Raw genomic sequence first — 23,619 nt, forward strand, 5'->3', positions numbered from 1 at the left:
ATATATGAGTATACTGGCACATGTAGTTGATATTCATAATTATTTATAAATAAAACGATGCATTCCATGTTGTTCATATATGAAAGAATACTCCTGTATGAATAAATATTTATTTATGTAGTTGAAAAATTTTTATGAAAAAAATCCCTCCTACAAGATAATTCAGTTGGAGAGATGGCTGAATTACTTGTAGGAGGGTTGGAGAGTCACTATTACATGGGTCTCGTAACTTGATGTGTTATTTGCTTATAGTATAACAAATTATACATCAAAAATATAGTAATTATTTATTTTATTGTAATTTTGCTAATAATGCTTTGAGGTACACATATACATTTTCAACAGAAGGTAAATGAACGCGTTCTGATGGTGTATGAGGACTTACGATAGTAGGCCCAAAGCTAATCATTTGTGTATTTGGCAATACGCCTTTTAACAAACCACATTCGAGACCTGCGTGAATAGCATTTACATTAGCTGGTGTATCGAACATTTCGTTATGCAAGGAAATCGCTTGTTCTTCCAATTTTGAGCCTTTGTCGTATTCCCATGCTGGATATCCACCTGTACGCTCTGCAGCTACGCCAAGTGCTTTTGCAAGAAGCATCATTTTTTTCGTTAAGAATTCAAGACTATTGCTATTGGAACTACGAATAGAAATGAGTATTTCAATGGTATGTTGATTTTCACGTACGATAGCAATATTATTAGATGTTTCTACAAGGTTTGGGATAGACTTACTTACAGAATGAACCCCATCTTGTGCAAGATAGATATATGTAATAAGTGCTTCTGTTGTGTCTTCTGCATATACTATTTCAGGAGTAGGAACATCTTCAACTACAAATGTAAGGCCTGGATCCTGTACGCTATATTCGTGTTGGTATTGTTTTTCTTGGTATGCGAGCAATGTTTTAATGGCTGCCACATCTTCAGAGCGTACGGATAGTACAGCTACTGCCTTAGACGGGATTGCATTATGTTTTACGCCACCTTCGAAAGACGCTAAGCTAATAGGATATTGTTGTTGAATATCATAGAGTACACGGGTTAGTACTTGGTTTGCATTAGCTCGTTGCTCGTTGATTTCGATGCCGGAGTGCCCCCCTTTAAGACCGGTTACTGTAATGGATAAGCCCGCATCATAGCCTGGTAAATTGTTTTCGCGTAACAATGGAATTTTTACATGTACGTGGCAACCGCCAGCACAACTAACGGTGAAGTCATGTTCTACCTCTGTATCCAGGTTGAGTAAGTAGTCACCAGTTACTTGACCTTCTTTAATGGCAAAGGCACCATCCATACCAGTTTCTTCGTTGGTAGTGAATAATAATTGCATTGGTCCATGTTGTTGGCTTTCATCTTCAAGGAGAGCAAGCATCATAGCAGCACCCATGCCATTATCAGCACCTAATGTTGTATGGTCTGCGTGCATCCATTCGCCTTCGATGATATTAGCAATTGGATCTTTAGAGAAGTCGTGGTTAGAGTCATGGTCTTTAACACAAACCATATCAATATGACCTTGTAAAATGATGGATGGACGGTTTTCATAACCTGGAGATGCAGCTTTTTTGATAACTACATTAAAGATTTCGTCTTGATGAACTTCAAGACCTAAATTTTTAGCAAAGTTCACGATGTAATCGCTGATGCCTTTTTCATTGCCGGACTCACGAGGGATTTGGCTCATTTCTTTAAAAATTTCTAATACGCGTTTTGCTTGAACGATTGTTTCCATAATGGTACCTTTCATTCTCATGTAAAATAGATATGTATGTATTATTGAAAGCTTTTAAAACAATATAAAATAAAATATTATAGCGTAATGGTCGCTTGTTTTACAGTCTAGACTAGCTTCTTTCATACATACGAACTATATAAATTATTATTGTATATATATAGTTATATCACAATAAGGATTATTAGGATAGCTTATGATAGGTGCTAGCTATATAGGAATAATATTGTATAATGAGGGTATACGAATAACGAATAACAATTAACTAAATTTCTATAGATTTTAGAAGGTTGGTGAACTAATGCAACATGAAAGCCGCAATATTAGCATGCTTATGGATTTTTATGAGATGACTATGGCACATGGCTACTTTACAAAATTAAAAAATGTGGATCGCGTCGCATTTGATGTTTTCTTTAGACGTAATCCAGACAAGGGCGGTTTTGCTATTTTTGGTGGTCTCGAACAAATCGTTGAGTACATTTTAAATTTACACTTTGATGAAAGTGATATCTCTTATTTACGGAGTCAGGGTATTTTTAGTGAAGAATTCTTAGCATATCTAAAAGATTTCTCTTTCACCGGTGATGTATATGCCTTCCCAGAAGGTTCTATCATCTATCCTAATGAACCTGTAATTACAATTGTGGCGCCTCTCATAGATGCACAAATCATAGAAACTGCAGTACTTACTATGATGAACCATCAATCTCTTATCGCCACAAAAGCTAATCGCATCGTTCGCGCTGCGGATGGGCGTATTGTGGCTGACTTTGGTGCTCGTCGTGCACATAATGTAGACGCTGCTGTATATGGTGCAAGAGCCGCTTATATTGGCGGTGTTCAGTCCACTGCAACCGTTTTGGCAGGTCAACAATTTGGCATTCCTGTCAGTGGGACTATGGCGCATAGTTGGGTCATGTACTATGGCTCTGAATACGATGCTTTCAAAGCCTATGCCGAAGTGTATCCAAATAATGCAGTATTCCTTGTTGATACCTATGATGTGTTAAACTCTGGCGTGCCCAATGCTATTAAGGTAGCAAAGGATGTATTGGAGCCAATGGGGAAACGCTTAAAAGGAATTCGCCTAGATTCTGGTGACCTTGCGTATTTGGCTAAAAAAGCACGGCGCATGCTAGATGATGCAGGTTTAGAGGATTGTAAAATCATGGCATCAAATAGCCTAGACGAGTATACAATTACATCTTTGCTAATACAAGGTGGGCCTATTGATATCTTTGGTGTAGGGGAACGCCTCATTACTTCTAAGAGTGACCCCGTATTTGGTGCGGTATATAAAATTGCTAGCATCGAGAAAGATGGTATGTGGGAACCTCGTATCAAGATTTCTGAAAGTGTAGAGAAAATTACTAATCCAGGTCTTAAAAAGGTATATCGTGTTTATAATGATAAAGGTCGTGCGATTGCAGATCTATTAACATTGTTGAGAGAGGTACCTGATACAGAGGAACCATATCGTTATATCGATCCTGAGCAACCTTGGCGTGAATTATATTTTGAAAATTGTACTTTTAAAGAGATGAAGCAGCTTATTATCAAGGATGGTAAATTAGTTGTGGACTTACCAACACTAGAGGAAATTCGAGCATATGTGCAAGATCAATTAGCTAATGAAATTTGGCCTGAAGAGCAACGCTTTGAAAATCCACATCGTCACTATCTTGATATGAGTCCTAGCTACTATCAATTGAAGATGGATTTATTGAACCGTATTTATCGGAAAAAGTAGGAGGGCCTATGTTAGAAAATCCACAAGCTACAAAGGATGCCCTCATTCAATGGATTCGAGATTATTTTGGTAAAAATGGTCCTAACTGTAGTGCTGTAGTTGGTATTTCAGGTGGTAAGGACTCGACTATCGTGGCAGCTCTTTGCAAAGAAGCTCTCGGTGCAGATCGCGTAGTTGGTGTTCTTATGCCAAATGGAGTGCAATCGGATATTGATGATGCTCAGACAGTGGTAAATCATTTAGGAATTCCGCACATGACGGTCAATATTGGTGCTGCCTATGAGGCGCTAACTCATGCTATCGTTCAGGCTAAGGGGTATGATGTTGTAACGGGGAGAACCGATTTATCTAAAGATGCTGCCATTAATACCCCGCCTCGTCTCCGGATGGCAACTCTCTATGCAGTAGGACAAAATTTACCAAATGGTGCTCGTGTAGCAAATACTTGTAATGGATCTGAAGACTACGTAGGATACTCTACAAAATACGGAGATAGTGCAGGTGATTTTAGCCCTCTCGCACAACTCGTAGTAGAAGAAGTTCGTCAAATAGGAAAACTTCTTGATATTCCATTGCACCTAGTTGATAAGGTGCCAAGTGATGGTCTCAGCGGTCAGTCCGATGAGGATAAATTAGGATTTACCTATGCTGTATTGGATCATTATATTAGAACTGGGGAAATTGAAGATCAAGCAACAAAAGAGCGAATCGACCATCTGAATCGAATTAATAAGCATAAATTAGAGTTGATGCCGTCATTTGACCCAAACCTTTAATTGATAGGGTGAAAATCTTGATTTATAGTGGAGGCAATATGGAGACAAAAATCGCTTTGATTGGTACTGGAGGAACTATTGCTGGAAAAGGTACTTCAAATACGGATTTAACAGGTTATACGGCAGGGGTATTAGGCCTTGACGAAATTTTAGCCTCTGTACCTGGCACAAAACCGTATGGTCCTTATACTTATACTCAGTTTAGTAATATTGAAAGCTCCGATATTACCGTAAATCACTGGTTAGAACTTTCTAAGTTGGTGCAAAAATTGGTTAATCGAGATGATATCGGTGGTGTTGTCATTACTCACGGCACAGACAGCATGGAGGAGACAGCATATTTTCTGAATCTGACAGTTCATACAGACAAGCCAATTGTTATTACTGGATCTATGAGACCTGCAGGTGCTATTAGTGCAGACGGGCCAATTAATTTATTGCAAGCTATCCAAGTAGCGAGAACGCCATCGTCTGTAGGTAAAGGTGTGGTAGTCGTATTAAATGGCTATATTGATGGGGCAAGGGATGTATCTAAATGCAACACTACTAATGTAGCGACTTTTGATAGTCCATTAGTGGGACATCTTGGTATTGTACAAGATAGTATTGCCCACTATTATAAAGCGTCTACTCGACGCCATACGCAAGACTCTGTATTTGATGTGAGTAAATTATCTGAGTTGCCTCGTGTAGTTATAATGACTTGCTACGGTGGTATGGATGATATGGTGCCTATGAGTGTAGTTGCTACAAATCCTGACGGTTTGATCTTAACAGGGCTTGGTCATGGTACAATCCCACAAAATGTACGTCAAATCACACAGAATACAAAGTTTCCAACGGTACGTGCTTCTCGTACCGGTAGTGGCATGGTATCTGCAGTGCCACAAGATGCACTGGCAAACTATCTCGTATGTGATACTTTAAGTCCACAAAAAGCTCGTATTCTATTGATGTTAGGGCTTACAAAAACTAAAAATCTTAAAAAGTTACAACAATTTTTCCATGAATATTAAAGACACATAATACTCATGGAACGTATGAAACATAATAATTCTTTGAATCTAATAATAAATTTGAAAAATTTGAGAAGATATCTCAAAATTTAATTTGATATTCATTTTCAAGAATTATACTGTGTTTAACAGTTTTATATGCAATAAACCGCACATTCCGATCGCCTAGGATGTGCGGTTTTTCATTTGTATTATATTTTTCATATATGAGTGGGGTATTGACTGATAATTTTTGGGGTATCATTCTAGATATTTTTGTATATTACAAAATAGGATTATTCAGCGCCGATAGCATTTTCTAGTGCTCTTTGTACGCCTACATAGACAGCCTTGGCTAAGGTATCTCCAAATAATGAGAAGGAACCAGCATCTGTTAAGATATCTCCATTTGTATCGATGGTGAGGATGATACCATCTGTAGAGGTACCTGTGGCAGATGTTTTGCGTTCTTTTGTGATTGCGTCAGGAATGTCTTCATTAATAAACGGATGAAGTCGTACGCTTTCAACATTCCAATCTTGTAGGGCTGCGGTTTTTGCTTCGGTAATAGTCATAACAGCTTTTACCATAGCGCTATCTGTTAAAGCTTTATTTGTAAATACGAGGATATTGATTGTGCCTGGCACTATGAAGTCTCCATCACGCTCTTCGTAACAATAGCCTGTACCTGCGCGATGTGCCGTTTTTTCATAGCCTGCAGTCACGATAGTTTCCACAATAGTATCATGTTCTTCAACTTTGGCATAGGCGTGTAGATGCATTGTGGCAGACGTGAGAAGTGCTGTACTAAAATGAACAGGAGTATCAATATGTTCAAATTCTTGAGCCAAATAATCGGCTACAGAGCCACCGGGTAAATCTTTTTCTGTTTCGATTTGATATGTTAGCTGTTGGTTGCGTACCGCTAGCGTATGGTGATAGCCACCATTTAATTGTCCGCTCGAAAGAGAATAGTGGATATCGTCAAAGTGTACCGTAACGGAGTGTAACTCTCTAGTTACATAGCCTCCAGTAGCAAGCTCTTGGGGTGCTTCGTATAGATTTTTGAACATGTAAGTCTCCCTAGTTTTATGATTGTTATATATGGAATATAACGATATAATATCTTTATTATCGTATTGCAAATGCATATGTAAAATTATAGCATATATATTTACCGTTATTATATTGCTATTATGTTGTGATAGATATTTGTTATTGTATCGATTTATATTATGGATGGTTACTATGGCTAATTTCTTAAGTGCTGTTTCTGAATTTCTTTTTAAAGACGCTAATATATTAATTCAAATAAGGGACTGGTTTTTTGCACAAGCTGGAAATATCTTATTAGCATTAATTTTATTTTGGATTGGGCGATATGCTATTAAATGGGTAAAAGCATTTGCGGTCCGCATTATGACAAAAGCTTCCTATGACTCAGCAGCAATGAGCTTTATCACTCAAATTATTAATTATGCCTTGCTAGTAGGGTTAGTATTGATTTGCTTAAACCAAATCGGTATTCCTACAACATCCTTTATAGCTGCTTTTGGTGCGTTTGGTTTAGGTATTGGTCTCGCCTTACAGAATAACCTTTCTAACTTAGCATCTGGTTTATTAATTCTTATCTTCAAACCTTTTAGAGCGGGTCACGTTATTCAGGTAGGTGATGTAGTTGGCAGTGTTAAATCAATTCAATTTATGTATACAGTTATTACTACAAAAGATCAAAAGAATGTATACATACCTAATTCTCTTCTTACATCACAAGCTGTAACTAACATTGTTTATACTACAGAACGGGTTATCCCATTTACGTTTGACATTGGTTATAATAATGATCATCATGAGGCAATAAAAATCTTAAAAAATATTTTTGCAGCAGATAAACGTGTCCTTAATCCGAAGAATATGGAAATAGGTATCTCTGAATTTGGAGATAATTCTGTACGAATCGCCGCTTATGCTCGTGTTAAGTCGAATGATTTTCTCGATGTTCAATATAGCATTATGTCTGATGTAAAAGATGCCTTTGATAAATATGGTATCGATATTCCATATCCTCAACGTGTAGTATATATTCAAAATGTAGATACATCGACAGGTGAAATTAAAGGGACAAAAAAGAAAGCAACTACTACAAATGTAACACTAGATGATAGTCTTGAAAGTTAAGATACTGGAAGGTAGAACGAGAGTGATGACACTTTTAACGACGAATATTCATATGTTTTATAAGAAATTGGTATTGGCCATAACTTTTATAGGAATCATATTTATAGGTGCTAGTGTTGCTCAAGCTGCATACATTGCACCTCCTTCTACTGTTGGTGAGGCCGTAGTCCTAATTGATGCAGATACAAAAGAAATTTTATTTGCAAAGAACCCAGATAAGTGGATGCATCCAGCTAGTACTACAAAAATGGTCACCTTGTTAACTGCCTTAGAATTAAAGGGCACACAGCTTGATGAATTAGCTACTATAAGTAGCTATGCAACGAGCATGGAAGAATCAAACCTTGGGGTTCGCGTAGGCGATCAGATTACATTGGAAGGTGTTCTTGAAGGTATGATGGTTGCTAGTGGTAATGATGCGGCCGTTGTAGTAGCCGAAAATGTAAGTGGTTCTGTGGATAAATTTGCTAAAGATATGACTCGCATTGCTGCAAAAGCGGGGGCAAAGAATAGTGTGTTCTTGAATCCTCATGGATTAACACAAAAGGGTCACCATTCTACGGCTCGTGATTTAGCGATGATTGCCGCGTACGGTATGAAATATCAAATGTTCCGTGACAAGGTTGCCAATGATTACTATAAGGTGCCGTACCAAAACCGCGCACCAGAAACAATTCGTACTACAAACCACTTCATTCGCAACAAATATCCTGGTGCAAATGGCTTGAAAACAGGTTTTACAAATGCAGCAGGAGAATGTTTGATTGCGTCTGCCACACGTAAGGGCCATACTATGATTGTAGTCATGTTAAACGATGATAACCGTTGGGATGAAGCGGTGCAATTCCTTGATTATGGCTTTAAACTCTGTGGGGTAATTTAAGGACCTATTGTGTAATGGGGGATATATGAGTTCATTTTTTGCATTTTTAAAACGCATGCGCTTTATCAATCGATGGAGCCTCATGCGAAATACGGAAATAGAAAATATTCAAGAACATAGCCTTGAAGTGGCTATGGTAGCCCACAATTTGGGAGCTATAAAAAATGAATACTTCGGTGGAAATGTAGATATTAATAAGGTAGCTGTCATCGCCATGTATCATGAGGTGAGTGAAATCTTTACAGGAGATATGCCGACACCAATCAAGTATTTTGATCCAAAGTTGCGTGAACTGTATGGTGAGGTTGAAACTTTGGCGCAAGAAAAAATGCTATCAACCTTGCCAGACCGGTTACAATCTGTTTATAAGCCTATACTTGTTGATGCAGAGGCTAGTCCAGAATGGCCTATTGTTAAGGCTGCCGATACAATTTCAGCCTATATGAAATGCGTCAAAGAGCTCAAGGCAGGAAATGATGAGTTTAAAGAGGCACATGACTCTATCTTAGCCAAGTTGAAAACTCTAAATATGCCTGAGGTAGATATGTTTCTTGAAATATATCTACCTGCTCTTGGTAAAAGCTTGGATGAGTTGAACTATTACGAAATTAAATAACTACTAAAAGAGACGACTTCTTGAACTGTACCCCAAAAATTGGACACAATTTTGAAGGTATAGTTCATTTGGGCCGTCTTTTTTTGATTTTAAAGATTTGTAGATTATGTTGCTAATGCTTTATCAAATTTTGTTAGTTTGTTTAATAATAATTATTATAAGCGTATTTGTTAATTATTATGCCTTATTGAATATTATAGTTTGCTTTTTCTATCTATAATCTCTTGATTTCTCATTAGTATTTTTTTACCTCGCCACGAGAAGGCTCGATGACCGTATTTTGCTTTGAATTCTTTGTTCGTTAGTGTTTCTAGTTCGTCTATATTAATATACGGTTCTATCTGTTGGAATTCTGGGATGGGCGTAGTTGGAATATCTTTGTTGTGAGGACACACCTCTTGGCACACATCACAACCAAATACGAGTGGTGTTTTAGCGAGAATCTGCTCCTCTTCATCGGTGAGTTCTCCTTTTTTCTGAGTTAAGTAGCTTTTACAAGTCGCGAATTTAAATTCGTCATGGCCCAAACATTGGCCTAAGCATGCTGTAATACAACGATTACATCCTATACAGGACTGCTCAAGAGGGGCATTTGGTTTGAGTTCTAGTGTTGTTAAAATCGTACCAATAACGACATAAGAACCCCATTTAGGGCTGATAAAACAGTTGTTCTTTCCGTAAAAGCCGAGACCTGCTAAGTAGGCCATGTACCGATCTGCTAAAGGCGAGGTGTCACAATGAATGGAGAACTGAGCCGAGTCATCAATTATTTGTAATCTTTCAATAAGACGTTCTAAATATTCATTAATGACCAGGTGATAATCTGTTGACCATGTATAGCGCGATAGATTGGCATGGCCTTTGTGTTGTACATGGTACGGGAATAGACAAACGATGGCACTTTTGGGCATAAACTGAGTCGTTCCTAGTAGTCTTGCCTCCACATCTTCCGTAGTAAAGGGGCATGGATTGCTTTCAAATAAAATAGTTTTGGCCTGTTCAGGTAGTGGCCATGAGGCAATTCCAAATTCATAAATATGTAATTCTTTGCAAATTTCCTGTAAATTTATATCTTTCATCGTAGATTTAGTGGTAAATAATTGGTAAAATAAAAGTATAAGAAATGCACGAGATTTTATAGTTTTTTGTTAAGTTTGTAGTTTGGTGAGAACTGTATTTTTATAGTTAGCACCGTAATTCTGTTAGTATTAGTATACCATTGAGAGGACAGATTATGTTAGCATTTATGAAAGTATTACAACCGAAGACGGTGGAAGAGGCTTATGAATTAGCCACAAAGAACAAAACTGCTCCTATGCTAGCAGGCGGCTGTTGGCTGCGTCTAGGACGACGTACTTGGCCATCAGTGATTGATATGGCGAGTCTTGATTTGCGTTATGTTCGTGAAGAAGATAAGGAGTTTGTAATTGGCGCTATGGCGACACAAGGAGATGTGGAACGCTTTGAGCCTTTACAACAATTCTGCGGCGGTGCCGTAGTTAAAGGCGTTAAGGAGATTCTTGGCGTTCAATTTAGAAATACTGCTACCATGGGCGGTTCTGTAGCAAGTAAGTTTGGCTTCTCTGATATCATCCCTGCGCTATTGGCAGTGCATGCAGACATCGTTACCTTCAAAGGCGGTCGTATGTCCATGCAAGATTATATGGCATATAGAGAACGTGATATTCTCATGGAGATTCGCATCCCTAAGGTAGATGTACCTGTAGCTGTTGAAGCCCTTCGCATTTCTCGTGGTGATTTCCCGTTATTGACAGGTGCTCTTCGCCATGATGAAAAAGGGGTTGAATTGTATATCGGTACAAGACCTGGTGTACCTCAATTAGCTGTTAAAGCAAGTGCCTTGCTTTCAGAAAAAGGATTATCTGCCGCAAAAGAGGCAGGTCAATTGGCATCTGAAGAACTGGTGTATCAATCTAACTCTCATGCGTCCAAAGAATATCGCATGGAAATGGTAAAAGCAATGGTTCAACGCTTAGCTAAGGAGGTGGCACAATAATGGAACTCGTACTTAATATTAATAACAAAAATGTAACCGTTAATGTGCCAACTGATGAGATGTTGCTAGATACATTGCGTAATCTTGGCTATTACAGTGTCCGCTGTGGCTGTGACACTACAAACTGTGGCCTTTGCACTGTATGGGTGGATGACGAAATTATTTTGTCCTGTGCATACCCTACATTTCGTGCGCCAGGCCATAAAATTACTACATTAGAAGGCTTACAAGAGGAAGCTGAATTATTAGCGGCTTGTATCGCAAGTGAAGGCGCAGATCAGTGTGGTTTTTGTACAACTGGCATGATGATGAGTGCTATTAATTTGAAACGCAAAAATCCAAAGGCTAGCGATGATGAGATTCGCGAATACCTCATAGGTAACTTGTGTCGCTGTACTGGTTATGAATCACAACTTCGAGGAGTTCGTAAATTCTTAGAAGGAGGCCTATAATGATGAATAAGCATATTGGAAAATCCTATGACAAAGTTGACTCCAAAGGTATTTTGTCTGGTAAACCGTCTTATACTGGCGATTTTGTTCCCAAAGATGCGCTCGTTATTAAGGCTCTTCGTAGCCCTCATGCTCAGGCGCGCATCAAATCTATTGATACATCTAAAGCTAAATTGATTCCTGGCGTAGAAGCTATTTTTACTTATGAAGATGTGCCTAATACGCGATTCACATTAGCAGGCCAAACATATCCAGAGCCATCCGCTTATGATGCGCTCATTTTGGACCCTGTAGTTCGCTATGTTGGAGACGAAGTAGCTCTTATCGTAGCAAAAGATGAAGCTACAGCGCTTAAAGCAATGCCGCTTATCAAAGTTGAATACGAAGTACAGAAACCTGTACTTGATATGCACACTGCTATCGATCATGAAACTATAGTACATTCTGAAGATGATATTCATAACAATATCCCTGTAGGTCAAGATTACAAACGTAATATTTGCGTATCCTATCACAAACGGGTAGGAGATGTGGAAGCAGAACTTGCTAAATGTGATTACGTGGCAGAAGGTACATATTTTGACCAGGCCACACGCCAAACAGCGATGGAACCATTCCAAAGCTTTGGATATATAGATGCGCTAGGTCGTGTAGTTATCGTATCCTCTACGCAAATCGTATTCCATGTACGTCGTCACATCGCTCGTGCACTCGGTATTCCGGCTACAAAAGTCCGTGTTATTAAGCCTCGTATCGGCGGGGGTTTCGGCTCTAAACAAACGGCTTGTACAGAAATTATGACAGCCTTTGTAGCGTGGACATTGAAAAAACCTTGTTATCTCTTATACGATCGTACAGAAGCACAAACTTGCTCCACTACACGTCATGCTCGTGAATGGAAAATCCGCGTAGGTGCTACAAAAGATGGCATTATTAAAGTTATTGATATGGACTCCATCACAGCCGCTGGTGCACATGCAACTCATTGCTTCACTACTACAACGGCTGGTGAACATAAATCTGTACCGTTGTACAACAAAGCGACTGCTGTTCATTATGGTACAGAGGGTGTGTATACTAACCAAACTCCTGGTGGTGCTTTCCGTGGGTATGGTGCAACAGAAGCATTGTGGCCATTAGAATGTGCAGTAAACCAGTTAGCTGATAAGATGGGGATTGATCCAGCTGAATTACGTCAGAAGAACTTAATAGCGGAAGGTGAACAAAGCTTAGTATATGCTCCAGATGAATATCTTGATTCTGGTCTTTTCCAAGATACTGTAAATCGCGTAAAAGAAATGGCTCGTTGGGATGAACGCCCTCATTCTTGGGACATTGATGAGCGTTATCGCGGTGGACTGGGCATGGCGTTAGCATTACAAGGCTCTGGTGTCGCGAATATCGATGTGGCGTCTGTTGAAATTCGCCTTGGTGACGATGGTAATTATACATTGTATACTGGGTCTTCTGATATGGGCATGGGGTCTAATACCGTATTGACTCAAATGGCCTGTGAAGTAATCGGCTGTCCTATGGAATATATGACTGTTATTGAATCAGATACAGATATCGTACCATTCGATCCAGGGTCTTACGCATCTAGTACAACCTATGTAACAGGTACTGCTGCTAAGATGGCGGCAGAAGAATTGCGCACTAAGATTATTGCTAAATTCGCTCAATTCTTTGAAACTGACGTTGAAAACGTTGACTTTGACGGCGTTGTAGCTACCACAAAAGATGGTGCTAAAACAATGGATATCCATCAATTGGCACCAAAATTATTAGTTGGTGTTAATGCGGAGCAATTGTCTGGTTTTGCTACATGGGGGAGTCATACATCCCCACCTCCATTTATGGCATCTATTGCTGAGGTGAAGGTAGATAAACAAACAGGTAAGGTTATTCCTCTTCATTTCTATTCTTGTGTTGATTGCGGTACTGTTATCAACCCTAAATTGGCTCGCGTTCAAGTTGAGGGTGGTGTGGTACAAGCTATTGGCATGGCTTTATATGAAGATGTACGCTATTCCAATAATGGTCGTTTAGAAACAAACAATCTTATGTCTTATAAAATCCCAACCCGTCAGGATATTGGTGAATTACATACAGACTTTGTAGAATCTTACGAGCCTACAGGTGGCTTCGGAGCTAAATCTATTGGTGAGGTTGTTATCAATACGGGGTGCCCTGCTATCCAACATGCCATTAAAAATGCAGTTGGTGCGGATATTCGTACATTACCTATGACACCTGAGAAGGTATTTATGGCTATGGACGAGAAATATAAAGTATAGAGATTTCTAGTTCCTTTTACTTTCTAAGGAGGCCTGGTTCTATGACATCACAAACATCCTATTGGAATCGATTGATTCAGCCGGGAATCGTTGCCCTTGTTGGGGCAGGCGGTAAAACGACTGTGCTTTCAAAACTAGTAGAATATGGACGGCTGAAAGGTCAGCCTATCGTAGTTACGACTACGACTCGACTTTATGAGTCTCAGGTGGCTCATTATGAACTGATTTATACTCGTAATATTAATGAAGCTGATGAGTATTGTACTGACCGACTTTTACATGGCTATTGTGGTGCGTGGTTCGCTGGAATTACAGGAACAAAAGTAGACTCCTTAGATTGTGATCTTATCGATGGTTTATCTAAGTTACATCCTAATTGGCAAATTGTTGTAGAAGCAGATGGGGCGAAGGAAAAATGGCTCAAGGCACCTAAGACGACTGAACCTGTCATTCCATCTCTTACAAAGACTACGATTGGCCTCGTGAATCTACAAATGCTAGGGGCCCCATTAGATGATGAGCACGTACATAATATCGAGCTTGTTCAAGATATTGTAAAACGCGATATGGGGGCTATTGTAACTCCTCGTATGTTGGCTGATCTTGTTTTGCATAGGCAAGGTTTATTCCAATACAGTAAAGGTAAGAAAATATTATTCTGTACTGGTTATGAAACAGTGCAACATCGCATTATCGATGATTTTATTGATCATATTGTTGATAGTGATATTACGGCTATCATTTTGGCTGATGGATATAAAGCAAGTTGTGAAATCCGTCGCATTATTCAATGTCGGTAGGTACTCATGACTATTATGAAGGCAAATTGTAACACCGCTTTTAGTCCCATGAGAGACCCCATAGACCGTCATCCTTTGCATATTGGTATTGTCCTCCTTGTGGGAGGACAATCCAAGCGTATGGGATGTAATAAGCAACTCTTGCCCTGGCGTGGTAAGACTGTTCTAGATGCGGTCTGTGGGGCTCTTCAAGGTGGATGGGGTGGACAGGTGGCTTCTACTGTATCGTGTAAGCTACCTTTTGTGGCGGTTACTGGTGATGATCATGAGAAATTAGAACCAATTGTCACAAACTATGGTTTTGAAGCCATTCGAAATGACCATCCTGAACTAGGGCAAGGAGTATCCATAGCGATGGGAGTACGTCATTTGATGAATACGTCATCCTTACCGCTAGACGGTATTCTCTGTTCAGTAGGAGATCAACCACTTCTGACGAGTGCTGTTGTACACGAGGTCATTCGTGCGTTTAATGAAAACTTTCATCCGAAAACTATCGTCGTTCCACATTATGGGGCAAATTATCACTCGGGAAATCCCGTTCTCTTTGGTTCTCATTGGTTTGATTATTTACAACAGATTCAAGGGGATCAAGGGGGGAAGACCATTATTCATGGTGATGGTAAAGCCCATGTCGTGAAATTATGGATTAGTGATGATATTGGCGACGATATCGATACACCCGATGATTTTGAGCGTTTGAAACATCGTGAAAGTGAGGCATTATGAAACCATTGGTACTCATGCGTGGAGGCGGAGACATTGCTTCCGGCGCTGTATATAGATTGAGACGGGCGGGCTATCCCGTTGTAATTAGTGAAATAGCGATTCCTACCATGATTCGCCGCGAAGTATGTTACGGTAATGCGGTTCATCGTGGAGAAATGATTTTGGAACGTTTTGTTGCTCGTCATGTGTCTCTTGGTGAAGTGAAGGATACATTGGCACAGGAAATCATCCCCGTTGTCACTAGCTCATATGAGGAATTATTGGACACTTTAAAACCAGAGATTGTAGTCGATGCTATTTTGAGTAAAAAGAATCTTGGTACAAAACGGGATGATGCAGATCTCGTTATCGGTGTGGGCCCTGGATTTACTGCTGGAGAAGATGTAGATGTGGTCATTGAAACGATGCGTGGTCATTCATTAGGTCGCTGTATCTATGATGGACCAGCTCAACCTAATACAGGTATCCCTGGAAATGTAGGTGGCTACACTCATGAGCGCGTTATTCATTCTCCAAAGGCTGGACTATTTACAGCAAAACGTCATATTGGGGATTCTGTACAAGCTAATGAAGTAATTGGTTATGTTGATGAAGAACCAGTAAGAGCAAAAATTACAGGTATTCTACGAGGCATTTTAAAAAGTGGGCTTATCGTATCAGATCATTTTAAGTTGGCTGATGTGGATGCTCGTTGTGAAGAGTCTCATTGCTATAGTATTTCAGATAAATCCCTTGCTGTCGGTGGAGGTGTATTAGAGGCTGTTACCGCTTGGGATTATGAAAGGAATCTAGATGGAAACAATTTATGATGTGATGAAAGATCGTCTACAGGTTACTGAAACTACTGTGATGGTTACTGTTCTATCCGGTCCTCGTCAAGGGGATAAGACTATTTATGCTGAAGATGGAAGGGTTCTATACGGAACTCCTATTGAAGGATTTACTGTAGATAAAGCAAAACTAAATTCTCTCTGTATGGTAGGCGAAATGGAGTGTTTCGTACAACCTGTAGAAAATGATCCGTCAGTTCTCGTATTAGGTGCAGGTCATGTTAGCCGAGCTATTACAGATTTGCTGTTGTTTATTGGCTGTCGCGTTACAGTCGTAGATGACCGTCCAGAATATGTAGTGCCTGAATTCTTTGATGAACGTGTTACACGTAAGTGCTTACCTTTAGAAAACTTCAAGAACGATTTACCTCTTGATGAATATACTGGTTTTATCATTGTGACACGTGCTCATGAGTACGATAATATATGCTTAGAACAATTACGAGGGTACTTGCCTACCTATATGGGCGTTATGGGCAGCCAAAAACGCATCCATCATGCTTTTGAAGTGTTGCGTGAGCAAGGATGGACTCAAGATGAGTTAGATATGGTATATGCGCCTATTGGTCTAGATTTAGGAGCTCAAACGCCTGAGGAAATTGCATTATCTATCGTTAGTGAATATTTGGCAGTGGTGCGTGGTAAAAAAGGCGGCTCATTGCGGAAAGGTAGAGTGATCCATGAATCGTGAGTTTATTGAATACCTTAGTGAACGTAAAAACGAAACCTTAGCAGTAGCCACTATTTTATATACCTGTGGATCCACACCTCGTAAAGCTGGTACATCTATGGTTGTATTTCCTGATGGATCTATTTTTGGTACTATCGGCGGTGGCCGTGCGGAAAATGAAATCCGCCTAAGTGCGGTGGACTCTTTGAATAAAAAAGAAGCTCACCGTCGTATCGATGTTCATCTCGATGATGACGTAGCTGTTAAAGAAGGCATGGTTTGTGGGGGCCAAATGGATGTTTGGATTGAAACACAAAACATCTAATAAAAATCTCATTCAGCGTTTGTTTATAAATTTACAGTACTCTCAAAATGAGTTAAAATATAAGGTACAGTCAAAGAATTGATTGTACCTTATTATTTTGTATAAGGAGCTATTTTTATGCATATTGACGCACTTATACATACCTTTAGGCTTCTTGATATCGTTGATATCATAATCGTTGCTATTGGTATTTACTATTTATATAAATTGCTTAAAGATACACGGGCCGTTTCTCTTTTAAAAGGTCTCGTTATGTTGGCAATTTTAAATTTATTGAGTCATCTGTTAAATCTATACGTTATCAACTGGATTTTGCAACAAAGTATGACCGTTCTTCTCTTTGCGTTACCCGTTGTATTCCAACCAGAATTGCGTCGTGCTCTAGAACAATTGGGGCGTGGACGAATCTTCAGCAAGGCACAAAATGTAAACGAAGAAGAAATGGATATGGCCATTAATGAAGTGATGGCTGCGGCTCGCGTTATGTCTCGCGAACATACGGGGGCACTTATCGTTTTTGAACGTGAAGTAGGTCTCAATGACTTTGTAGATACTGGTATTCTTATCGATGCTGTATTGAGCCGCGAGTTGATTAAAAATATCTTTGTTCCTAGTACACCGCTTCATGATGGGGCCTTGATTATTCGTGATGGGCGAATTCGTGCAGCGGGCTGTTTGTTACCGTTGACTGAGGACCGCACATTGAGTACTGAACTAGGTACACGTCACCGTGCAGCTATTGGCTTGTCTGAGCAAACTGACGCTGTCGTAGTCGTTGTTAGTGAGGAAACAGGGACCATTTCTTATACATATGGCGGTCATATTTATCGCCATTTACCAGAGGATCAAATTAAAGAGGCATTGCGTACCTTTATGGAACGCCCTCGTCAAACCATTACTAGTATGTGGAAATGGAGGGCAAATAAATGATGATTCATTTGAAACGCAATTGGCCTGCTAAATTATTATCCTTGTTAGCAGCTATCGTCATGTGGTTCTTTATTATGCGCGATCAGAACCCTGTGATGGAAGTAACCTACATAATACCTGTACAGGTTCAAAATCTCAATTCTGGCTATATCATAGAAGATGCACCAGATGTGGTCCGTGTTGTTCTGGCTGGCCCACGTGATACCATTATGTCTATGAAATCAGATAATTTACGGGCTTATATTGATGCATCTGGTGTAAAACCAGGTCAAAATAATGTAACTATTAATTTTACGCCTCCTGCAGGAATGAATCTTGTAGAGGTTAAACCAGATACCATCACCATCAATGTTGATGAATATGCAGAGAAAACGATTCCTGTTGAAATAGTTCCAATCGGCAAGTTCTCTGATGATATTGCTTTGAAATCGGTAACGATTGTGCCGAAAGAGGTAACTGTTTCTGGTCGTAAGCAACAAGTTAATGCAGTGAGCAAGGTTGTGATGAAAGTCAATGTGGCTGGTCAAACGAAGAACTTTAGCGCTGTTAGTACTTTAGAAGCTTGGGATACGGCAGGTAATGTACTGGATGTACATATTAATCCAAACCAAGGCCAAGCACAATATGAACTTAACTTATTACGTAAAGAAAAGGCGGTTCCTATTACTGTTCCGACTGTTGGTACAGTAGCAGAAGGTTATGAAGTTAAATCCACGTCTGCTACACCAACGCAATTAACAGTTACAGGTCGTGAAGAAATGATTGATTCCGTTACAGAAATACAAACGGAACCTATCGATGTATCGGGTGCTACTGAAACTGTACAGGGTAACTATAATTTAGTATTACCGAATGGAGTTAATAGCAATACTACAACGGTACGGGTGAAAGTAGAAATACAAAAGAAAGTACTTAATGGATGATAAGTTTTTTGTGAGGCTTTGAAATCTTGCGACAAAGACCCTAATAGAGCGAATATTTCTCTATTAGGGCCTTTTTATGATTTATATATTAGCTTTTATAGTAGTGTTGTATAATAAAGATGTATGACTATTTTTTTACTGGTCAAGTGGTAAAGAATTTTGGTCAAAGATTAAAGAAGTAGGCTCACCTAAAAGGGAGGCTTTAATAGGAAAGATATGATTAGAATAATAAATCTCCGCGTGGCTGTTACGGTTAAGTCGGATATCAAAAGTATTGTAGAAAAGAGATATCCCCCGTTACGTGGTGCTATCGAAACGATTCATGTTGTTCGACGTGCCGTAGATGCCCGTAAGAAGCCAAACATTGTTTTTGTATATACCCTATTCATTGAGGTTCATAATGAAGCTCAAGTCATGAAAAAACTTGGTAAAGAAAAGGATGTATCTATATTTGCTGCAGAAGATCCAGAACCTATCGTTTTGGGGTCTGTACCCTTAGCACATCGTCCTGTTGTTATGGGCTTTGGCCCTGCGGGGATGCTGGCAGCCTTTTACTTAGCTCGTGAAGGCTATCGCCCAATCGTGCTTGAACGCGGTCAAGATGTAGATACACGTAGTCATGATGTAGAGACATTTTGGAAAAAGGGCATATTTAAGCCTGAGTCCAACGTACAATTTGGGGAAGGTGGCGCAGGAACTTTTTCCGATGGTAAGTTGACAACTCGCATTACTCATCCGCGTTTACATGAAATATCTAAATACTTTGTAGAGTTTGGTGCGCCTGAAGAAATCTTATATAAACATAAACCTCATGTAGGTACTGATAAATTGCGTACCATGGTAAAAGCCATGCGTGAGCGCATCATCGAATGGGGCGGTGAAGTTCGCTTTGGTTCAAAGGTAACGGATTTGTTTATTGAAAATGACCGTATCGTAGGCGTTGAAGTTAATGGTAGTGAGCGTATTGATACGACTGTTGTTTTGTCTGGTGTAGGCCATAGTGCACGTGATACATATGAAATGCTTTATAAACGCAATGTGGAAATGACGGCAAAACCATTTGCTATCGGTGTTCGTATTGAGCATGATCAGGCTGTAATTGATGAGTCCCAATATGGTGTAGAACCATCTAGTTTGGGCCTCGGTGCAGCAGAATATTCTCTCGTATACCACGATAAAGAATCAGGTCGTACTGCATATAGCTTCTGTATGTGCCCAGGAGGTCAAGTAGTAGCATCTGCCTCTGAAGATGGTGGCGTTGTCGTAAATGGCATGAGTTTATACGCTCGGGATAGCGGTGTTGCTAATAGTGCTATCGTAGTCAACGTAGGTCCAGATGACTTTGGTACTCATCCTTTAGATGGCGTCGCATTTCAACGAGAATGGGAACGCAAGGCCTATGAGTTGGGCGGTTCTAACTTCCATGCACCTGCACAAACTGTAGGACAGTTTTTAGGACTTTCACAAGCACCTAGCGTACAAAATAGTATATATAGCTACGAGCCAGGTGTTGTAAATTGCGATTTACATGATTGCTTGCCATCATTCGTCACATCCGTATTAGAGCGGGCCTTGCCATACTGGGGGCGTCGCATCCGAGGATTTGATGATCCTGCGGTGTGTATGACAGGTGTTGAAACGCGTACCTCTGCACCGCTTCGTATGGGACGCAATGAAGAACGCATTTCTCCTACTGTAGGAGGTTTTTATCCTATGGGTGAGGGGGCTGGCTATGCAGGGGGAATTATGAGTGCTGCCCTTGATGGTGCGGAAACGGCCATTTTATGTATGGCAAAATATGCAAAACCTAATTAATGGGGAATTATACTGATGAATTGAATTACAGTATAGATTCATACTATTTATGTAATATAGATGTGACTTTATAGTAGGTATGCTTTCTATATTATGATATAATACACAACAGTAATTATTGAAAAGATACACACGGTAGATATATAGACTTGTGAAACTTTCACAAATCCTTAGAGGAGGATAATTATGGCTCGTTTATTTGGTACAGATGGTGTACGTGGTGTTGTTAATGAGTTTTTAACGCCGGAATTAGCCTATCATTTAGGTCGTGCGGCAGGAACGCATTTTGGTAAGAAAAAGGATCATCCTACGTTCTTGATTGGTCGCGATACGCGAATTTCTGGTTCTATGCTTGAAAGTGCATTAGCGGCGGGCATTTGCTCTGTTGGTGGTAATGTAGTAATTGCAGGCGTTATTCCAACTCCAGCAGTAGCGTACCTTGTACGGCAACAAGGTTTTGATGCGGGTGCTGTTATTTCTGCATCTCACAATCCATATCCAGATAATGGCATTAAATTCTTTGATGGTAATGGCTATAAATTACCTGATGAAGTGGAAGATGAATTAGAAAAATATGTTCGTCAAAGCGCAGATAATGAATTGGCTCGTCCTACCGGTGATGGTATTGGTAAAATTGAGTTCAACAGTAACTTGGCTCATCTCTATGCTCATTTTGTACGTCACACAATCGATACGTCTCTTGAAGGGTTGACTATCGTTTATGATGGCGCCAATGGTGCTGCGTCCAGTGTAGGTCCAGAAATTTTGTCTGGACTAGGGGCAAAAGTCATCAATATTAATGTAAATCCAGATGGCTTGAACATTAATCATCACTGTGGTTCCACGCATATTGAAGGCTTGCAAGTGGCTGTGCAACAACATAATGCAGACCTTGGTATTGCTAATGATGGCGATGCTGACCGCTGTTTATTGGTTGATGAAAAAGGTCAAGTCCTCGATGGTGATCAAATCATGTTGCTATGCGCCCTTAAGTTGAAAGAAGAAGGCAAACTTAAAGGTGATACCATAGTTGGTACCGTTATGAGTAATATCGGATTCCATAAAGCAGCAGAAGAACTTGGTATGAAAACGGTTTCTACTGCTGTTGGTGATCGATATGTATTGGAATATATGCGTGAACATAATCTTTCCGTTGGTGGTGAACAATCTGGTCACGTAATCTTTTTAGATCACAACACCACTGGTGACGGCATGTTAACAGCTGTTCAAGTGGCAGCTCTTATGAAGGAGAAAAAGCAACCTCTTTCTGAGTTGGCCGGCATTATGACAAAATACCCACAAGTTCTTGTAAATGTTCGTGTAGCTACAAAAACTGGCTGGGAAGACAATGACCTCATCAAAGCTGCTATCGTAACAGCTGAAGGAGAACTTGGTGACGAAGGTCGCGTACTTGTACGTGCCTCTGGTACAGAACCACTCATTCGCGTTATGGCAGAAGGTCCAGACCAAGAAACATTACAATCATTATGTGAAGAAATCGCTGATATTATCGGTAGAGAACAAGGGTTAGCTGAATAACTCTTGATGAGTAGTTTGATACCATTCCGTTTGGTTCCATTCTACAACTTTTATATTAAAGGTATACCCTCCTATATATGTCCCTTTGCTCCGTCCTACGTAAAGTCACTGCAGGAACATATATAGGAGGGTATTTATTTTATATTTATTTAGGATGGTTACCGAATGGAACCATCACTATATGTTATTATAGCTATATAGTTTAAGTCTTATTGGTAAATAGTTAAGGTGTCGTATGAAGATTGTAAATCAACGGGAACTTGGAAATCTCCTTAATGAGTGTCCAAATAGTGTAAATTCTGCTTGTGAGCTTGCATATGCTGAGTCACAATCAAGGAGAGAAAGAAATTCACAGCTTATATTAGAGGCCTTCTTAGAAAAATATAGAGATAAATTGAGTGATGTTGAAAAAGCTAAAGTTTATACCAATCTAGCTTTTTATTATAGCGATGAGGAGAATATAAAAGAATATAACTATCTATCTGCAGCTGTAAAATTAAAGTCTCCATATATAGAGACTTACAGAGGGTTGGCTTTATATCATTTTTCAGCTTATAGAGAGAAGGGTTCTGTAGAGGAATTAAAGAAAAGTTTACATACCTTTGAAAAGGGAACAACAGTATCCGATGATTATGAAATGAACTTTGGCTATGCAGTGTGTTTGTTTGAGCTTAAGGAATATGAGAAAGCAAAGACTACTTTTGAAGAGTTATTAAAAGACTACCCAAATAGAATGCGATTATTACTCTCTATTGCTTATTGTGATGTGTATTTGGGCTATAAAGATCAAGCGATGAATCGTTTAAAACAAATTAAGCTTGGTCAGGATGAACAATATAAAGACAAATATTATGATTCTGACATTATTCATGATTTTCAAGTATATGAAGCTTATTATGTATTAGGTGAGTATACCTTATTTCTAGAGGAATGTGAAAAGGCAAAAGTAGATTGTATTGTTTCTGGACCTCCGTATTACTTTGCTCTTTGGCTTAATAATCAGCATGATTATTTTAAGAAAGAAATTGCTGAAAAGAGAGAAGAACTAATATTGTCTCTTGAGGAAACAAAAGTAGATGAAGATTTCTCTAATGAAGAAGAAAAACAAAACTGTATAAAAAGTTGGGAAGAGGATATTGAAGATTTAGATATATTGGTGTATAAGATTAAAAATGAAAATTTTATACCTATAATTGAATTGCAACTATGGCCAGAATATGGATGCTATTTGATAGACCGTTTAACTCATAACTTATAATACGCTAACTTCATAGTGATAGGGCTAAAGAATATTTATATAGTTGAAGTTTTATAGTTTTGATTGAAAAAGAATAGCACTACTTTGGATTG

The 23,619-nt window shown here is 39.3% G+C and carries 22 protein-coding genes; 19 read left to right on the top strand and 3 right to left on the bottom strand.

From position 1 onward, the window contains the following. Positions 1 to 292: 292 nt before the first annotated feature. The gene (locus tag B1A77_RS04225; RefSeq protein WP_021147705.1) at positions 293 to 1,741 is read right to left on the bottom strand and encodes an aminoacyl-histidine dipeptidase; all 1,449 of its coding nucleotides are present in this window, start codon (positions 1,739 to 1,741) and stop codon (positions 293 to 295) included. A gap of 301 nt (positions 1,742 to 2,042) precedes the next feature. Between B1A77_RS04225 and B1A77_RS04230 the strand changes: the two genes are divergently transcribed. From B1A77_RS04230 to B1A77_RS04240, 3 genes are read left to right on the top strand one after another with little or no spacing between them, the layout of a single operon-like run. Next, complete coding sequence (locus B1A77_RS04230; protein WP_004697792.1) at positions 2,043 to 3,494, top strand: nicotinate phosphoribosyltransferase; 1,452 nt, start codon at positions 2,043 to 2,045, stop codon at positions 3,492 to 3,494. Between the two features lie 8 nt (positions 3,495 to 3,502). After that, entirely contained in the window at positions 3,503 to 4,270 is a 768-nt protein-coding gene (nadE, locus tag B1A77_RS04235) for an NAD(+) synthase (protein ID WP_077708055.1), read from the top strand. A 38-nt stretch (positions 4,271 to 4,308) separates the two neighbouring features. Beyond that, complete coding sequence (locus B1A77_RS04240) at positions 4,309 to 5,286, top strand: asparaginase (RefSeq protein WP_077708056.1); 978 nt, start codon at positions 4,309 to 4,311, stop codon at positions 5,284 to 5,286. A gap of 275 nt (positions 5,287 to 5,561) precedes the next feature. Here the strand turns inward: B1A77_RS04240 and B1A77_RS04245 are convergent, their stop codons facing one another. Continuing rightward, positions 5,562 to 6,338, bottom strand: coding sequence for an adenosylcobinamide amidohydrolase (locus B1A77_RS04245; protein WP_004697710.1), 777 nt, complete (start codon positions 6,336 to 6,338; stop codon positions 5,562 to 5,564). A 175-nt stretch (positions 6,339 to 6,513) separates the two neighbouring features. Here B1A77_RS04245 and B1A77_RS04250 point away from each other — a divergent pair, with 175 nt between their 5' ends. Genes B1A77_RS04250 through yfbR form a run of 3 tightly spaced genes read left to right on the top strand, consistent with a single transcriptional unit; the run spans position 6,514 to position 8,942 of the window. After that, a complete protein-coding gene (locus tag B1A77_RS04250) occupies positions 6,514 to 7,443 on the top strand; it encodes a mechanosensitive ion channel family protein (RefSeq protein ID WP_077708057.1) in 930 nt (309 codons plus the stop codon). A 25-nt stretch (positions 7,444 to 7,468) separates the two neighbouring features. Beyond that, positions 7,469 to 8,326 (top strand): D-alanyl-D-alanine carboxypeptidase family protein, encoded by an 858-nt coding sequence (locus B1A77_RS04255; protein WP_077708058.1) that lies wholly within the window; start codon positions 7,469 to 7,471, stop codon positions 8,324 to 8,326. Between the two features lie 25 nt (positions 8,327 to 8,351). Further along, positions 8,352 to 8,942, top strand: a complete 591-nt coding sequence (gene yfbR / locus B1A77_RS04260) for a 5'-deoxynucleotidase (RefSeq protein ID WP_004693898.1) — start codon at positions 8,352 to 8,354, stop codon at positions 8,940 to 8,942. A 194-nt stretch (positions 8,943 to 9,136) separates the two neighbouring features. Here yfbR and B1A77_RS04265 read toward each other — a convergent pair whose 3' ends face one another. After that, positions 9,137 to 10,021, bottom strand: a complete 885-nt coding sequence (locus tag B1A77_RS04265) for an epoxyqueuosine reductase (RefSeq protein ID WP_004693896.1) — start codon at positions 10,019 to 10,021, stop codon at positions 9,137 to 9,139. A gap of 155 nt (positions 10,022 to 10,176) precedes the next feature. On the opposite strand from B1A77_RS04265, the gene B1A77_RS04270 reads away from it, so the two are divergent. The 13 genes from B1A77_RS04270 (at position 10,177) to B1A77_RS04330 (ending at position 23,527) form a co-directional block, all read left to right on the top strand. Next, positions 10,177 to 10,959 carry an FAD binding domain-containing protein gene (locus B1A77_RS04270; RefSeq protein WP_004693894.1) on the top strand — a complete coding sequence of 261 codons (783 nt, stop codon included), beginning with the start codon at positions 10,177 to 10,179 and terminating at the stop codon, positions 10,957 to 10,959. Continuing rightward, the gene (locus B1A77_RS04275; protein WP_004693892.1) at positions 10,959 to 11,411 is read left to right on the top strand and encodes a (2Fe-2S)-binding protein; all 453 of its coding nucleotides are present in this window, start codon (positions 10,959 to 10,961) and stop codon (positions 11,409 to 11,411) included. The genes B1A77_RS04270 and B1A77_RS04275 overlap by 1 nt, the downstream gene beginning before the upstream one ends. After that, positions 11,411 to 13,708: a xanthine dehydrogenase family protein molybdopterin-binding subunit gene (locus tag B1A77_RS04280; protein ID WP_077708059.1), complete on the top strand. Its 2,298-nt coding sequence runs from the start codon at positions 11,411 to 11,413 to the stop codon at positions 13,706 to 13,708. The genes B1A77_RS04275 and B1A77_RS04280 overlap by 1 nt, the downstream gene beginning before the upstream one ends. Positions 13,709 to 13,749: 41 nt before the next feature. Next, complete coding sequence (yqeC, locus tag B1A77_RS04285) at positions 13,750 to 14,508, top strand: selenium cofactor biosynthesis protein YqeC (RefSeq protein ID WP_077708060.1); 759 nt, start codon at positions 13,750 to 13,752, stop codon at positions 14,506 to 14,508. A 6-nt stretch (positions 14,509 to 14,514) separates the two neighbouring features. Next, positions 14,515 to 15,237 carry a nucleotidyltransferase family protein gene (locus B1A77_RS04290; protein ID WP_077708061.1) on the top strand — a complete coding sequence of 241 codons (723 nt, stop codon included), beginning with the start codon at positions 14,515 to 14,517 and terminating at the stop codon, positions 15,235 to 15,237. Then, on the top strand, positions 15,234 to 16,046 hold the full coding sequence (yqeB, locus tag B1A77_RS04295; protein ID WP_077708062.1) for a selenium-dependent molybdenum cofactor biosynthesis protein YqeB: 813 nt from the start codon (positions 15,234 to 15,236) through the stop codon (positions 16,044 to 16,046). Before B1A77_RS04290 ends, yqeB begins: the two co-directional genes overlap by 4 nt. Then, on the top strand, positions 16,030 to 16,758 hold the full coding sequence (locus tag B1A77_RS04300) for an XdhC family protein (protein ID WP_004697774.1): 729 nt from the start codon (positions 16,030 to 16,032) through the stop codon (positions 16,756 to 16,758). Before yqeB ends, B1A77_RS04300 begins: the two co-directional genes overlap by 17 nt. Beyond that, positions 16,748 to 17,062: an XdhC family protein gene (locus tag B1A77_RS04305; protein WP_004693881.1), complete on the top strand. Its 315-nt coding sequence runs from the start codon at positions 16,748 to 16,750 to the stop codon at positions 17,060 to 17,062. The genes B1A77_RS04300 and B1A77_RS04305 overlap by 11 nt, the downstream gene beginning before the upstream one ends. A 117-nt stretch (positions 17,063 to 17,179) precedes the next feature. Further along, a complete protein-coding gene (cdaA, locus tag B1A77_RS04310) occupies positions 17,180 to 17,992 on the top strand; it encodes a diadenylate cyclase CdaA (protein ID WP_004697909.1) in 813 nt (270 codons plus the stop codon). Further along, complete coding sequence (locus B1A77_RS04315; RefSeq protein WP_077708063.1) at positions 17,989 to 18,915, top strand: CdaR family protein; 927 nt, start codon at positions 17,989 to 17,991, stop codon at positions 18,913 to 18,915. Before cdaA ends, B1A77_RS04315 begins: the two co-directional genes overlap by 4 nt. Positions 18,916 to 19,131: 216 nt before the next feature. Then, the gene (locus tag B1A77_RS04320; protein WP_077708064.1) at positions 19,132 to 20,730 is read left to right on the top strand and encodes an NAD(P)/FAD-dependent oxidoreductase; all 1,599 of its coding nucleotides are present in this window, start codon (positions 19,132 to 19,134) and stop codon (positions 20,728 to 20,730) included. A 186-nt stretch (positions 20,731 to 20,916) separates the two neighbouring features. After that, the gene (glmM, locus tag B1A77_RS04325; RefSeq protein ID WP_077708065.1) at positions 20,917 to 22,269 is read left to right on the top strand and encodes a phosphoglucosamine mutase; all 1,353 of its coding nucleotides are present in this window, start codon (positions 20,917 to 20,919) and stop codon (positions 22,267 to 22,269) included. Positions 22,270 to 22,504: 235 nt separating this feature from the next. After that, positions 22,505 to 23,527: a tetratricopeptide repeat protein gene (locus B1A77_RS04330; protein WP_077708066.1), complete on the top strand. Its 1,023-nt coding sequence runs from the start codon at positions 22,505 to 22,507 to the stop codon at positions 23,525 to 23,527. The last annotated feature ends 92 nt before the right edge of the window (positions 23,528 to 23,619 follow it).

Origin of the sequence: Veillonella parvula (assembly GCF_002005185.1) — a bacterium.
Lineage (GTDB): Bacteria > Bacillota > Negativicutes > Veillonellales > Veillonellaceae > Veillonella > Veillonella parvula_M.

Coding starts and splice junctions, on each gene's coding strand:
- B1A77_RS04330 (WP_077708066.1), top strand. CDS start 22,505: ATGAAGATTGTAAATCAACGGGAACTTGGAAATCTCCTTAATGAGTGT.
- B1A77_RS04225 (WP_021147705.1), bottom strand. CDS start 1,741: ATGGAAACAATCGTTCAAGCAAAACGCGTATTAGAAATTTTTAAAGAA.
- yfbR (WP_004693898.1), top strand. CDS start 8,352: ATGAGTTCATTTTTTGCATTTTTAAAACGCATGCGCTTTATCAATCGA.
- B1A77_RS04270 (WP_004693894.1), top strand. CDS start 10,177: ATGTTAGCATTTATGAAAGTATTACAACCGAAGACGGTGGAAGAGGCT.
- yqeB (WP_077708062.1), top strand. CDS start 15,234: ATGAAACCATTGGTACTCATGCGTGGAGGCGGAGACATTGCTTCCGGC.
- B1A77_RS04250 (WP_077708057.1), top strand. CDS start 6,514: ATGGCTAATTTCTTAAGTGCTGTTTCTGAATTTCTTTTTAAAGACGCT.
- glmM (WP_077708065.1), top strand. CDS start 20,917: ATGGCTCGTTTATTTGGTACAGATGGTGTACGTGGTGTTGTTAATGAG.
- B1A77_RS04265 (WP_004693896.1), bottom strand. CDS start 10,021: ATGAAAGATATAAATTTACAGGAAATTTGCAAAGAATTACATATTTAT.
- B1A77_RS04275 (WP_004693892.1), top strand. CDS start 10,959: ATGGAACTCGTACTTAATATTAATAACAAAAATGTAACCGTTAATGTG.
- B1A77_RS04320 (WP_077708064.1), top strand. CDS start 19,132: ATGATTAGAATAATAAATCTCCGCGTGGCTGTTACGGTTAAGTCGGAT.
- B1A77_RS04280 (WP_077708059.1), top strand. CDS start 11,411: ATGATGAATAAGCATATTGGAAAATCCTATGACAAAGTTGACTCCAAA.
- B1A77_RS04305 (WP_004693881.1), top strand. CDS start 16,748: ATGAATCGTGAGTTTATTGAATACCTTAGTGAACGTAAAAACGAAACC.
- B1A77_RS04240 (WP_077708056.1), top strand. CDS start 4,309: ATGGAGACAAAAATCGCTTTGATTGGTACTGGAGGAACTATTGCTGGA.
- B1A77_RS04245 (WP_004697710.1), bottom strand. CDS start 6,338: ATGTTCAAAAATCTATACGAAGCACCCCAAGAGCTTGCTACTGGAGGC.
- cdaA (WP_004697909.1), top strand. CDS start 17,180: ATGCATATTGACGCACTTATACATACCTTTAGGCTTCTTGATATCGTT.
- yqeC (WP_077708060.1), top strand. CDS start 13,750: ATGACATCACAAACATCCTATTGGAATCGATTGATTCAGCCGGGAATC.
- B1A77_RS04255 (WP_077708058.1), top strand. CDS start 7,469: ATGACACTTTTAACGACGAATATTCATATGTTTTATAAGAAATTGGTA.
- B1A77_RS04290 (WP_077708061.1), top strand. CDS start 14,515: ATGACTATTATGAAGGCAAATTGTAACACCGCTTTTAGTCCCATGAGA.
- B1A77_RS04300 (WP_004697774.1), top strand. CDS start 16,030: ATGGAAACAATTTATGATGTGATGAAAGATCGTCTACAGGTTACTGAA.
- nadE (WP_077708055.1), top strand. CDS start 3,503: ATGTTAGAAAATCCACAAGCTACAAAGGATGCCCTCATTCAATGGATT.
- B1A77_RS04315 (WP_077708063.1), top strand. CDS start 17,989: ATGATGATTCATTTGAAACGCAATTGGCCTGCTAAATTATTATCCTTG.
- B1A77_RS04230 (WP_004697792.1), top strand. CDS start 2,043: ATGCAACATGAAAGCCGCAATATTAGCATGCTTATGGATTTTTATGAG.